10 protein-coding genes are annotated in these 13,232 nt (G+C 65.9%); 3 read left to right on the top strand and 7 right to left on the bottom strand.

Translation table 11 applies throughout. The features are described 5' to 3' along the window. Window positions 1-21 precede the first annotated feature (21 nt). The 7 genes from ACNFBR_RS16540 to ACNFBR_RS16510 form a co-directional block, all read right to left on the bottom strand. Window positions 22-1,332, bottom strand: coding sequence for a hypothetical protein (locus ACNFBR_RS16540; RefSeq protein ID WP_416735910.1), 1,311 nt, complete (start codon window positions 1,330-1,332; stop codon window positions 22-24). After that, window positions 1,329-2,927 carry a VWA domain-containing protein gene (locus ACNFBR_RS16535; RefSeq protein ID WP_416735909.1) on the bottom strand — a complete coding sequence of 533 codons (1,599 nt, stop codon included), beginning with the start codon at window positions 2,925-2,927 and terminating at the stop codon, window positions 1,329-1,331. Before ACNFBR_RS16535 ends, ACNFBR_RS16540 begins: the two co-directional genes overlap by 4 nt. Continuing rightward, window positions 2,924-3,898 carry a vWA domain-containing protein gene (locus tag ACNFBR_RS16530; protein ID WP_416735908.1) on the bottom strand — a complete coding sequence of 325 codons (975 nt, stop codon included), beginning with the start codon at window positions 3,896-3,898 and terminating at the stop codon, window positions 2,924-2,926. The genes ACNFBR_RS16535 and ACNFBR_RS16530 overlap by 4 nt, the downstream gene beginning before the upstream one ends. Beyond that, entirely contained in the window at window positions 3,885-4,382 is a 498-nt protein-coding gene (locus ACNFBR_RS16525) for a DUF4381 domain-containing protein (RefSeq protein ID WP_416735907.1), read from the bottom strand. The genes ACNFBR_RS16530 and ACNFBR_RS16525 overlap by 14 nt, the downstream gene beginning before the upstream one ends. Then, complete coding sequence (locus ACNFBR_RS16520) at window positions 4,379-5,329, bottom strand: DUF58 domain-containing protein (RefSeq protein ID WP_416735906.1); 951 nt, start codon at window positions 5,327-5,329, stop codon at window positions 4,379-4,381. Before ACNFBR_RS16520 ends, ACNFBR_RS16525 begins: the two co-directional genes overlap by 4 nt. Window positions 5,330-5,340: 11 nt before the next feature. Continuing rightward, the gene (locus ACNFBR_RS16515; protein WP_416735905.1) at window positions 5,341-6,312 is read right to left on the bottom strand and encodes an AAA family ATPase; all 972 of its coding nucleotides are present in this window, start codon (window positions 6,310-6,312) and stop codon (window positions 5,341-5,343) included. 93 nt (window positions 6,313-6,405) lie between these two features. Then, the gene (locus ACNFBR_RS16510) at window positions 6,406-8,721 is read right to left on the bottom strand and encodes a tetratricopeptide repeat protein (RefSeq protein ID WP_416735904.1); all 2,316 of its coding nucleotides are present in this window, start codon (window positions 8,719-8,721) and stop codon (window positions 6,406-6,408) included. A 279-nt stretch (window positions 8,722-9,000) separates the two neighbouring features. On the opposite strand from ACNFBR_RS16510, the gene ACNFBR_RS16505 reads away from it, so the two are divergent. From ACNFBR_RS16505 to ACNFBR_RS16495, 3 genes are read left to right on the top strand one after another with little or no spacing between them, the layout of a single operon-like run. Then, window positions 9,001-9,753, top strand: coding sequence for an efflux RND transporter periplasmic adaptor subunit (locus tag ACNFBR_RS16505; RefSeq protein ID WP_416735903.1), 753 nt, complete (start codon window positions 9,001-9,003; stop codon window positions 9,751-9,753). Continuing rightward, entirely contained in the window at window positions 9,750-11,096 is a 1,347-nt protein-coding gene (locus ACNFBR_RS16500; protein WP_416735902.1) for an efflux RND transporter periplasmic adaptor subunit, read from the top strand. Before ACNFBR_RS16505 ends, ACNFBR_RS16500 begins: the two co-directional genes overlap by 4 nt. Further along, window positions 11,096-13,186, top strand: a complete 2,091-nt coding sequence (locus ACNFBR_RS16495; protein WP_416736060.1) for an HlyD family efflux transporter periplasmic adaptor subunit — start codon at window positions 11,096-11,098, stop codon at window positions 13,184-13,186. The genes ACNFBR_RS16500 and ACNFBR_RS16495 overlap by 1 nt, the downstream gene beginning before the upstream one ends. The last annotated feature ends 46 nt before the right edge of the window (window positions 13,187-13,232 follow it).

The raw sequence follows: 13,232 nt of genomic DNA, 5'->3' as shown, positions 1-13,232 counted from the left end.
TTGCCGACCTGACAGCTTGCGTCAGGGGTTGAGTTGCTTGAGCGCGTGCTTGCCGCCTGGCTTGGCAGGGGCCGCCTCTACCTGTTGCCGCAGGCTGTGCAACAGGCGCAGCCTGGCATCGGCGGGGGGTGGCCGAAGGCGCCCGGCAGCATAGAAATCCTGCAGAAAGGCTAGCAAAGCCCCCTCGCTTTGCCCGCCGCGAGGATGTTCACTTGACGACAGCGTGCACTGGCCAGTAGCCCGGCGCAGCCACAGGTACATGGCGTCCAGCCGTGCCGGCTCGCTGGCACACTGTTGGCGCGCCTGGCGCCAGGCATAGCCAGGTGAATTCAGCCAGGCCTGCTGGCGGCCAGCCCGCCAGCGCTTGAAGTGCAACCACGCGCCCTGCCCCCAAGCGCGGCCAGCCCAGCCCAGCCCGCCCAACAGCAACGCCAGCAGCGCCAGCACTAGCCAATGGCTGGCGATGCTGATTTGCGCGCCTTGGCCAAGTGCGCGCAAATCTTCGCTCAAGGAGAACGGTGCCTGGTAACTGCCCTTGCCCACCTCAATGTCCAGCGCTGGCACCGAGGCCGTGCGCGGTTCGCCACTGTTAGCGTCCACCCACGTCACTTCGATGGCAGGCAGCCGATAGTGCCCTGCGGTCGTCGCCACATAGGTCACGCTGTCCTCGCGCTGGCCGCCCAGGGTGCCGCCGCGCCCGTCGCTGACCGGTGACACGCTGGGGGTCTGCACGTAGCGCTTGAGGCCATCGACCTCGACGAAGGTCGGCGGCGGGATCAGCATCGCCTGCCCCCCACGGGCCACGATGTGCAAACGGCGGGTGATGCTGTCCCCGGCGCGCAGCGGCGTGTGTGAGCGCTCGATGGCCTGGCTGACGTCGAGCGCCTGCGCCACCAAGTGCTGTTCGCCGTCGCCACCGGCCTGCCCTTTGACGGCAAACGACAAAGGCTGGCTTTGCACGGTCTGCGCAGCGCTGGCCTGGCCAGGATGAACACGGAATGTCAGTGCTGGAACCGTGAATGACTGCGCCGCGCTCGGCGTGATCTGGTAGCGGTAGCGCAGGCCGAAGAAGGCTTTACCATCGAGCCGCTGATTGAGGTGCTCAGCTTCGCCACCGGGCGGGCTGACCACGGCACCGGCCAACTGCAACACTGGCAACTCCGGGGGCGCGGTGAACCAGGTGTCGACCAGCAAATCCACTTCGAGTGTTACCGTGGCCCCGACCATGACGGGTGTATCCGGCACCAAGCGCGCCTGCACCCGGACTTCGGGCTCGGCGGCGCTGGCAAGGGTTGCCAGGCCAGCCAGCACCAGCAGGACCAGGCGAATCATGGCGCCTCCTTGGCCGCTTGCTGCGCGGCATCCTGGATCGAGAACTTGCGCTTGAGAAACTGCGCAGGGGATGTGGTGAGGTTGTTCAGCCACAGCTGGTCCGAGGCCGCCTGCGCCGTTTTCTGCTGTTGTTGCTGGCCGCCGGCGGCGGGTGTCTGGTCCTCCACCACCTTGTCGGCCTTTTCGTCAGGCGTGCCGGCTTGCTGCTGGCTTTCATAATCCTTGAGCAACGCCTCGGCCAGCGCCAGGTTGACCTTGGCCTCGGCAAAGCCAGGCTGCAGGCGCAGCGCCTGACGATAGGCCGCTATTGCCTGTGGGAACTTGAAGAGCCGCACGTAGCTGTTGCCCTGATAGAACCAGGCCGGTGCCGTGTCGAGCTTGCCCAGGTTCGCCAGCGCGGCCGGGTAGTCGGCCGCCTCGTAGGCGGCAACGCCCTTCCAGTAAGGGTCGCGAAAATGCGCGGCTGCCTGCGGGTAACGGCCATGCTCGAATGCCCAGCGCCCTTGCTGGTCGGCCGTGAAGAACGCATCGGCCAAGCCCCCGGCCCGGGCCGGCTCGGCGCCTGCCCCCAGCAGCCCCGCCAACAACAGGCCCGGCAGCCAGTTCACCCGCCAGCCACGTCGCACGCTGAACAGCACCACCAGCAACAACGGCCAGCACAGCCAGTAACCGGCATCTTTCCAGTGCACCTGGTCGGCTTCGGCCCTGGCGGCCTTGAAGTGCCGCTGGGCGTGCAACTCGACCCAGTCCAGGTCGTCGTCGCTCAGCGACAGGCTGCCCAACGGCGCACTGGCGGCCTTGGCCAGGCCCTTGAGGCCCTGGACGTCGAAATCCCCTTGCACCGGCCGGCCCAGGGCATCCAGGCGCGGCATGCCCTGGGCATTGCGCAGCGGGCCGGTGGGCTGGCTACCGACCGCCAGTACCAGCACCTGCAGCTGCGTGCCGGCCAGCCGCTTGGCGATGGCGTCGAACTGGCTGGCATCGGCGCCATCGGTCAACAGCAGCAGGGTTCCTGGGGACTTTTCCGCCTCCAGCAGCTTCAAGGCCTCGTCGATCGCGCCCAACGCGTCCTTGCCGGGCGCGTTCATCAAGTCGGTCGACAAGGCCTGGATAAAGGTATCCAGCAAGCCTGGGTCCTCAGTGGACGGCAGCACCAGATGCGCAGTGCCGGCATAGGCGATCAGGCCAGTACGCGCGCCACCACGGCGCATGACCAGGTCGTGCAGGGTATGTCGGGCCGCTGCCAGCCGGCTGGGCGGCACATCGTCGGCATCCATCGAGGGCGACAGGTCCACGGCAACGATCAGCGGTGCGCGGTCGTCGAGAAAATCTGGGATGTCCTGCTGCCAGGTCGGCCCGGCAGCGGCGATGGCACACAACACCAGTGCAGCACCCAGCAGGTGGACTGGGCGCAGCCGCCGCGCATGCGCTGGGGTAATCATCAGGTGCCCGATCAGATGCGGGGCGATGATGCCGCTCAACTGATGCCGCAGGTCGTGTCGCCGCAGCCACAGCAAGGGCAGCGCGATACCCGGCACGATCAGCAGCAACCACCAGGGACGAAGGAAGTGAAAGGCCGCAAGGTCGAGGGTCATGCCCGAGCCTCCGCCAACCGTGCCCGCACCAGGGCCAGCAGTTGCCCCGCCAGCAGCAGGCCCGCAGCCATGGCCAACGGCCAGACGAACAGGTCACGCTTGGGCTGGTGGCTGAAGGTGCGTACCTTGTGCGGGGTCAGGCGGTCGAGGGTGGCATACACCTGCTGCAGCGCCTGGCGGTCATCCGCACGGAAGAACTGCCCGCCGGTGGTGCGGGCGATCGCCTGCAGGGTGGCCAGGTCCACCTTGGCATCACCGGTCGCCTGCGAGTCGCCGATACCGATGGTATGTACCACGATACCGTTGGTTCGGGCCAAGCGGGCCGCATGGTCAGGGGTGATGGCACTGCTGGTGTCGTTGCCATCGGTCAGCAGGATCAGCACTTTCTCCTGCGCCTGGGTGTGCTGCAATGCTTTTATGGTCAGGCCAATGGCATCGCCCAGCGCCGTATTGGGGCCGGCCATGCCGATGCCCACTTCATCGAGCAGCAGCAACAGGCTGGCATGGTCAAGGGTCAACGGCGCCTGTGGATAGGCACCGGTACCGAACACGATCAGGCCGATGCGGTCGTCCTTGCGCCTGGCGATGAAGTCGCGTACCACGGACTTCACCGCGCTCAGGCGGTCGCTTTTGGCGCCACTGGCGTCGGTATAGTCCGTCGCTTCCATGGACTGGGAAATATCGATGGCCAGCATCAGGTCACGGATCGGCTGCTCGCGCTGGATCGGCTTCTCCACCAGCACAGGCCTTGCGCAAGCAGCCACCAGCAGGCACCACACCAGCAGGTTGAGCAGCACTTGCCCGCGCCCGCCGCTGGCTTTCCCGGGCTGCTTGCCGACAGCACGGCTCATGGCCGCGAAGAACGGCACCCGCAACGCGCTGCGGCCTTCCTGGTACGGGCTCAGCGCACGATAGGCCAGCCACGCCAGCGGCAGCAGCAGAAACACCCAGGGGTAGTCAAAGCGCCACATGGTGCCCCTCGATCCAGCCACGGCTGGCACCGAACAACGCGTTGACCTGCTGCGTATCCAGCCTGCGCAAGGTCGCCTCCGGCGCGTAGGCCAGCACCTGCAGGGTGTCGGCAAAGCCCGAGGGCAGCGGATGCCGGGCGCGCTGGTCGAGGAAACCCTGCCATTGCGCACCGGCCATGCTCGCCACGGGTGGCGCGTCCGGCATCGACAGCGCCACGCGCTTGAGCAATTCGGGCAGCTCGCGCAGCGCCGCAAGCCGTTGTTCGCCCTGGCTCGCCGCCAATGCATCAAGCCGGGCCAGCGCTTCGCGGCGGTACCGGTCGCGCCGCCAACGGCGCCAGCGCAGCGCCCCAAAAAGGCAGCCCAGCAACAGCACCAGGACGCCGAGCACCAACCAGGCCCAGGTCTGCGGCAGGTAGCTGAACGGCGGCACACCCGGCGCCAGCTCGCGCAGCTGGTCGATGGCGGGGGCGGCAGCGTTCATCGCGGCACCTGGGCCAGGCGGCCCAGCTCGCGGCGCAATTGCTGCAGGCTGTCATCGGCGGTGCTCACCCGCATCAACGGCACCTGGCTACGGCGCAGCAGTTCGGCCACACCCTGCAGGCGCCCGGCGAGAAACTCGGCCAACGGCCGGTTGATACGGCGCTGACCCACCGCAAGCTCGACCTGCTCGGCGCCTTGAGTCACATTCAACCGCCCCTTGTCCGGCACCTGCAGGGCAATCGGGTCGTAGACCTGGATGGCGATCACATCATTGTGCAGGCTCAGCCGGCGCAACAACGGCAAGGTTTCGGCCGTAGTGCCGGCAAAATCGCTGATGATGCAGATCAGGTGGTCGTGGCTCGCGCTGGCCGCGCAACTGCGCAGCACCTTGTCCAGTTGTGCGTCGTTTTCCTGGTCAGCGGCATACGCCGACAATCGATGGTTGGCCTTGACCACTGCACTGCACAATGCCTCGACCCGCGCCCGGCTACGCAGGGGCCGGACATACTCCACCTGCTGGCCGTCGAACACCATGCCGCCGACACGGTCACCGGCATGAAAGGCCATCCACGCACAGATGGCGGCCAACTGCGCGGCACTGACCGACTTGAAGTAACGTTGCGAGCCGAAGTACATGCTCATGCGCTGGTCCACCGCTACCAGGGTGGGCCGGTCACGCTCTTCGCTGAAGGTGCGCACGAACGGCTTGCCGTAGCGCAACGAGGCACGCCAGTCGAGGTGGCGCAGGTCATCCCCGGGCAGGTAATGGCGCAACTCTTCGAAACTCAAGCCGCGGCCGCGCAAGCGCGAGGCATGGCTGCCGGAAAGGATGCTCGAAAGCGGCTGCCGCGCCACGAAACTCAACCCCCTGGCACGGGCTTGCAAAGCCATCAGTTCGGCGAGCGAGGCATACACGAAGCCGTCCGCCACCACCTTGTTCGCGTCCATTGGCAGATCCGTCAGGCGGGAATGGCCACCTTGTCCAACAGCCGGTCGATAACCTGGTCGGCCGCCACGCCGTCGCTGACCGCGTCATAGGACAGCTGCAGACGATGGCGCAATACCGGGTGAACCACGGCTCGTACGTTGTCGGGCGAGACGAAATCCTGCCCATTGAGCCAGGCGTGAGCACGCGACACACGGTCCAGGCTGATGCCACCACGCGGGCTGGCGCCGATCCTGATCCAGCGCGCCAGTTCAGGGTCATGCCCTTCGGGATGTCGCGTGGCGTTGATCAGGTCGATGAGGTAACGGTCGATGGCCTGCGACACGTGTACCCGCGCCACTTCGCGGCGCGCATCGAAGATCACCTGCTGGGCCAGCCGCGCAGGTTGTGCCGCCTCTTGGCTGGCCTGGTCCTCCGCACGCACCAAACGCAGCACCTGGGTTTCGTCGTCGGGGCGCGGGTAATCCAGTTGCAGCTTCATGAGAAAGCGGTCCATCTGCGCTTCGGGCAATGGGTAGGTACCCTCCTGCTCGATCGGGTTCTGCGTCGCCAGGACCATGAACAGCCCTGGCATCGGGTAGCTCTGCCCGGCCACGGTGATCTGGCGCTCTTCCATGGCCTCGAGCAAGGCCGCCTGGACCTTGGCCGGGGCACGGTTTATTTCGTCGGCCAGGATGACATTGCCGAACAAGGGGCCGGGCTGAAAGCTGATCGTATTGCCTTCAGCGGTCTGCTGCAGGATCTCGCCCCCGGTGATGTCCGAAGGCAACAGGTCGGGGGTGAACTGGATGCGCCGCATCTGCGCGTCCAGGTGCGTGGCCAGTGCCTTGACCGTACGGGTCTTGGCCAGGCCGGGAAGGCTTTCGAGCAGAACATGGCCGTTGGCCAGCAGGCCTAACAGGACATGGCGAATGGTGTCAGCCTGGCCGAGGACCTTTTCCGCGACCGATGCTTCCAGTGCCTGGACGTGTTCGTGGGTATTCACGGCAACGGTCCTTCGGTGGGATGGGCGGTGTGGTAAATCTAGCCGTGCACGGCAAGGCTGCAACGACGTGTCGTGAAGAGAACATGGCAGCCTTCACGGGTTGTTGCGCCAGTACGGCTCGATCGCCTGCAACCGCGGGTCGTCCGGCGCCGCCTCGCGCATTCGCTGCACGTACGGGTAGGCCTGTTCGCGCTCACCGGCCAAGGCATGCAGGTAGATCAGCGTATACAGCAGGTCAGCGTCCTCGGGCGCCTGCTGCAGGCCGCTGCGCAAGGCTTGCAGCGCTTCATCGCGGCGGTTCATGCGCGACAGCAGTAGGCCTTGGTTGTAGCGGATGCGTGTATTGCCCGGCAAGGCCACCGCCGCCTGCTCCATCCAACCGATCGCTTCGTCCGGCTTGCTGCGCTCGACCAGCAGCAAGGCAAGCATATAGGCCAGGTTGCCTCGATCCGCTGCCGGTGCCTTGTCCAACGCCACACCCTCGCGTAGCAGTTGTTCAGCATCATCCAGGCGTTGCCGGCTACTGGCCAAGGTCACCAGGTTGACCCTGGCCGGAGTGAAATACGGGTCCATGCGCAGCGCCTGACGGTATTGCTCCATGGCCTGCTCGTCGCGCCCCTGGCGCTGCAGCAGCACCGCCAGGTTGAGCCGCCCACCCGGCAGGTCGGCGTTACCGCGCAGGCGCTGTTCATAGTCGTCGAGCAAGGCGCCCAATGGCGCACGGCTGGCCTCGGGAAGCTGAGCGGCGGGCACGTCGGCCAGGGCTCGCACAGCTTCGTCGCGTACCGCCAGGGTTGGGTCCTGCAGCAATGGCAGCAACGGCGCAATGCGCTGTTCAGCAGGCAAACCGGTAAAACCGCCCACTGCATAGGCCCGTACCAGCGGGTCATTGTCCTGCAAGGCCCAGCGCAGGTTGCTGGTCGCTGCCGGCCCAAGGTCAGCCAATTGGTCGGCAGCCGTCGCACGAACGATGGCTGGGTTGTGCTTGTCGGCGAGAAGGTAACCCAGCCGGCTGAGGCGGGTCCCTAGGTCTTCACGCACGGCATGGAACGTTTGCCCGTAATGGGCGGCACGCTTGGGCGTGGTGAACCAACTGTCGATGGCGCTGGCGGCCCACGCCGGCTCGCGGTCCTGATGACAGCGAGTGCAGGCATCCGGGCCGATGCCCTGGGCGGCCAGGTCAGGCCGTGGAATGCGCAAGCTGTGGTCTCGACGGGGGTCGATCACCATGTAGTCCTTGCTCGGCATATGGCAGTTGACGCACTGCGCCCCGGGTGAACCGGCGACATGATGATGGTGTTCCGGGCTGTCGTAATCCTTGGCCTGCAGCCCCGCGAAGCGGGCGATGTTGGGCTGGGTGTTGTGGCATTGCAGGCACAGGCCGTTGCCTTCGATGCGTACCTTGGTGGTGTGGGGGTTGTGGCAATCGGTGCAGCCCACACCTGCGGCGAACATCTTGCTCTGGGTGAAGGAGCCGTACTCGTAGACCTCGCCATCGATCTGCCCGTCGTCATGGTACAAGCCGGTGCGCAGAGTGGCCGGCAAGCTTTGGTCCAGTTGCGGGTGGCCGGGCATCTGGCCGGTCCCAAGGCCCTGCCGGCGGCTGTGGCAATAGGCGCATTGCTCCACCAGGCCTTTGCTGCCCAGCGCCTTGTGATCTACGGCAAGGCCTTGGGCTGGCGAAGCGCCGGGGTGTTTGCGGGCCCAGTCGACATGGGCCTGGCCAGGACCATGGCAAGCCTGGCAACCGACGGTCTTCTCCTGCCAGGTACTGGCAAAACTGTCCTTGGCATCGTCGTAATGCTTAACCAGCCGTGTCGAATGGCAATCGGCACACATGCCGTTCCAGTTCTGGTAACGACCGGTCCAGTGCAGCGGGTCGCCCGGCATGAAGCGTTGCCCCGGGTACAGCGAAAACCAGCGTTGCCCGCCCTGCTCCAGCGGCCGGCTGTCCCAGGCGATGGTCAGTGCTTGCAGCCGCCCGCGCGATAGCGCCACCAGGTACTGCTGCAACGGAGCGTAGCCAAAGGTATGCAGCACCTGGAAGTCGGCGGGCTTGCCATCCTCGCCTTCAAGGTTGACGAAGTACGCGTCACCTTTGCGGAAGAAGCGCGCCTTGACCCCATCCTGGTCGTAGTGCACGTCATTGAAATCGCCCAATACGTTGGCGGCACTGGGGTCGCGCAGTGCCCAGGCATGATCGGAATGCTGCCACTGCCCAGCCTGCTCGGCATGGCAGACCTGACAACTGCCGGCATCGGCGTAACCCTCGCGGTCCTTGGCCTGGGCCGGCAGCTGCCCCTCACCTGCAGCCGCTATGCCAGTACCGGCCCCGCATAACCACAGCAGCAGGACAATCCACCTGACAACCGTCCATTTGCCGTGAACCACCTGTGCGCGCCATCCCATCGATCAGCTCCACGGTCTGCCCTGTACGCCCCTGAAATCGCTGGCTTCACCGTAGTACATGACGTGGAGGTTTGCGCACGTAACGCCCACAGGCGCATTCATTCCCCCTCAACGCCACGACGGCAGGTTTCCTGACCGCCGACGCGACCCATGAACGCCAGCCAACTCAGCTTCCTCAAGGGGTGTCAGTAATTGGGCAAAATTCACTTTCCTTTCTAAGATGAAGGCTTTGCAGCACTGTTGTTGCGTGTCCCGACGCCTCTCGACAAGGAACCGAGAATGCCCATACCCGTCGTTACCCGTCGTTGCCTGCCCATGCTGCTGGTGTTGACCAGCCTAACCGCCCTCGCCGAACAGGACGTATCAACCGAGGGCGCGCAACCGATCCGCGTGCTGCTCGCCGCCGAGCTGGAAACCACCCTGTCGAGCCAGATGAGTGGCACGCTAGGCGAACTGAAAACCAGCTTCGGTGAACGGGTTACCAAGGGCGCCACCCTGGCCCGCTTCAACTGCAGCGAAGCCCAGGCGCGGGGCAAGGTGGCAGTGGCCGAACTGGCCATGGCCCGGCAGAACCTGGAAGCCAAGAAACAGCTGCGCAAACTGGATGCCGTGGGTGATATCGAAGTGGCCGCTGCCAACACCGAAGTCCAGAAGGCTGACGGAGCCCGCGCGATGGGCGAGGCACAGATGAGTTACTGCCAGGTGCAAGCGCCCTTCTCCGGGCATGTCGCCAAGGTCTACGTCAAGCCTTACCAGACCGTCAGCGCCGGCACGCCACTGTTCGACCTGGTCAGCGATGGCGCGCTGAAAGTGCGTTTGAATGTGCCATCCAGCCAACTGAAGACGCTCAGCCCCGGCCAACCACTGGAAGTGCAAGTGCATGAAACCGGCAAGACCTACCCAGCGAAAGTCAGCGTGATCAATGCCAGGGTCGACGCGGTGGCTCAGACCGTGGAACTGGAAGCACGCTTCGACCAGCCGTTCCCTGAGTTGATGGCAGGCATGAGCGGCACGGCGCGGTTCGCGCCATGACCATGAACCAACCATTGCCCCATCCACAGCTGTTGTTGCAACTGGACGCGTTGCGCGACAAGGCCATGGCCGCCACGTCGTTGAACGCCCTTGCCTTCAGCATGGCCAACGATCTCTACCCCCTGCTGCCGTTTCACCAGGCGCTGGTTTTCAGGCAAGCCAAGGGCGCGCTCGAATTGCTGTGCGTATCGGGCCTGGCACGCCCCAGCGAAGATTCGCCCTACCTGGTCTGGCTCAAGCGCGCCAGCCGCTGGCTGGCTGGGGTGGTGGGCGATCAAACGCCTGCGTGGCTGACCCAGGCCACGGCCACGCCCCCGCCAGACATTGCCGAAGGCTGGGCCGAGTGGTGGCCGGCTGGTCTTCTCTGCGTACCGCTGCATACCCCCGACGGCGAGCGCCTGGGCATGTTGCTGCTGTTGCTGGAAGAGGCCCCGCCCGCGGCGCTGTACCAGCACATGGACGGCCTGACCCGTACCTGGGCTTACTGCTGGAGCGCCCTCACCCGCCGCCAGCGCCTCGGTCGCTGGCGCCCCAGCCGTCGCCAGGTGCTGCTGGCTGCATTGCTGTTCGGCGCCCTGCTGCTGGTACCCGTGCGCCAGACCGCGCTGGCGCCGGCGCAGATCGTTTCGCGACAGGCGCAAATAGTCACGTCACCCATCGACGGGGTGATCAACCAGGTACAGGTGCGCCCCAACCAGCCGGTCGAAGCCGGTACGCCATTGTTCGCCCTGGATGAAACCACCTTGCGTAGCCGCGCCGATGTGCTCGGCAAGGAAGTGGCGGTGGCCGATGCCGAGCTCGTGGCCGCCAGCCAGCGTGCCTTCGACAACCCGCAAAGCCAGGGCGAACTGACCTTGCTGCAAGGGCGGGCCCAACAGCGGCGCGCGGAGCTTGCCGCCGTGCAGGCGCAACTCAAGCGTACCCAGGTGCTGGCCCCGCGGGCCGGTGTGGCGGTGTTCAGCGACCCCAACGACTGGCTTGGCAAGCCTGTATCGACCGGCGAGCGGATCATGCAAGTCGCGGATCCTGCGCAACCGGCGATGCAGATCCAGCTCGCCGTGGCCGATGCCATCGCACTGGAGCCGGGCGCGGAAGTCACGCTGTTCCTCACCGCCTATCCGCTCAGCCCGCTCAAGGGCAAGGTCCTTGAAACCAGCTACCAGGCCAGGCCTGCCGACGACGGCGTGGTGGCCTACCGCCTGCTGGCCAGCATCGACGAGCATGCCGCGCATGCCCGCCTTGGCCTGCATGGCACAGCCAAGCTGTACGGCGACCGGGTGATACTCGGCTATTACCTGCTGCGCCGGCCATTGGCCAGCTTGCGCGCCTGGAGCGGCTGGTGATGCTAGACCCTGCCGACCTGCCATTGCCGCCGCTGCGCGAGGACCTGCGCCTGTGCGAGGCTGCCGACAACCGCGACGGCGAGCCTGCCTGGATGATCCACGACACGGTGGTCAACCGCTTCTACCGCATCGGCTGGCTGGAGTTCGAGTGCCTGTTGCGCTGGGGCCAGTCGCCACGCCAGATCAGCGCACAGGTTTCCCGCGACAGCGCGCTGAACCCGGATGTGGAACAGGTGCTGGAGCTGCGTGCCTTTCTCGAACAGCACCATTTGCTGCGCCCCGGCAGCGAGCAACTGGGCCGGTTGCAGGCACAGAGCGAAGCGCGCACCTGGTCGAGCTGGCGCTGGTGGTTGCATCACTACCTGTTCTTTCGCATTCCGCTGCTGCGCCCGCAAGTGGCGCTGCAGCATTTGGCCAAGGCCCTGGGCTGGCTGTTCCATCCACTGACCGGCCTGTCGGTGGTCGCGCTAAGCCTGCTGGGCATCATCCTGGTGATGCAACAGTGGGACAGCTTCACCCATGCCGTGGTGGAGTCGTTCTCCAGCGCAGGGCTGCTGAGTTTCGCCCTGGCGCTGGCCGTCGCCAAGACCTTGCATGAGCTGGGCCATGCGCTGGTGGCCACACGCCTGGGGCTGCGAGTCGGGCACATGGGCGTGGCCTTTCTCGTGCTGTGGCCGATGCTGTACACCGATACCGGTGAAAGCTGGAAGCTCAAACGCGCGCGCCAGCGGCTGGCGATCGCTTCGGCAGGCATCGCCACCGAACTGTCCCTGGCAGGCCTGGCAACCTTGGGCTGGGCGCTGTGCGACGACGGCCCGCTGCGCAATGCCCTGCTGTACCTGGCGACCACCAGCTGGGTGTTGTCACTGGCGCTCAATGCCAGCCCATTCATGCGCTTCGACGGCTATTTCATCCTCAGCGACCTGCTCGACTTCCCCAACCTGCACGAACGCGCCTCGGCACTGGCGCGGGTTGCCCTGCGGCGCAACCTGCTGGGGCTGCAGGAAGCGTGGCCGGAGCCCTTCCCTGTCGGGCAGCGTCGCCTGCTGGTGGCCTTCGCCTTCGCCACCTGGTTGTACCGCCTGGTGCTGTTCCTGGGCATCGCCGTAGCGGTGTACCTGTTCTTCTTCAAACTGCTGGGGATCGTCCTGTTCATGGTTGAAATCGCCTGGTTCATTGCCTTGCCGGTGAAGCGCGAGCTGAACCATTGGTGGCAGCAGCGCACGCGCATTCCGGGGCGGCGCAAGCAACTGTTCTACCTGAGCCTGGGGCTGGTCCTGCTGGCGTTGGCGATCCCTTGGCGCAGCCAGGTGGATGCCGTAGGGGTGGCCCGCGCCGAGCATCAGTTGCGTGTCTACACACCCTACCCGGCGCGCCTGCAAACCCTGCGTGAGCAAGGCCCGGTCAAGGCCGGCGACGTGCTGGCGGTGCTCGACGAGCCCGACCTGGACTCACGCTTGCGTAGCAGCCAAGCCACCGCCCGCAGTTACCAGGCACGCTTGTCCGGCCTGCTGGCCGATCCGGCCGGGCTGAGTGTGGACGCGGCCACCCAACAGCGCCTGGGTGTGCAGAACGAAGAGGCGCGCGCCGCACGCAACGAAATCGCCCGCCTCAACCTGCAGGCACCGTTCGCAGGTACCTGGCTGGATCGCGACCAGGACTTGCGCCCAGGCCAGTGGGTCAGTCGCCAGGAGCCCCTGGGCATCCTGATCGACCCCAGCCGCTGGCAGATCGATGCCTATGTCGCGCAGGACCAGGTTCACCACTTGGCTATCGGCAACCCGGTGCTTTTCTACCCAGAGGGACAGGCCAATGCGTTGCGCGGCAAAGTGCTGGCCATCGGCAGCACACGCGCCAGCCAGCTGGCCCACCGCATGCTGTCTTCGCATTTCGGCGGGCCGGTACCGACCGGCTCGCAACCGCTGGTGCCCAACAATGCCGTGTTCCAGGTACTGATCGCGCTGGACGAGCCGCCAGCGAGCCTGCACGAAATGCGCGGCAGGCTGAAGATCGAAGGGCAGCGGCGCAGCGTGCTGGGCGAACTGGGCACCTGGCTGGCGTCGGTCGCGTTGCGCGAGAGCGGTTTCTAAGCGCCGGCACTGGCCCAGCTTGCACCAAAATGGGAAGCGACTACGC

The organism is Pseudomonas sp. NY11955 (assembly GCF_048068035.1).
Classification (GTDB): Bacteria; Pseudomonadota; Gammaproteobacteria; order Pseudomonadales; family Pseudomonadaceae; genus Aquipseudomonas.
This window is presented reverse-complemented; position numbering and strand designations above follow the sequence as displayed.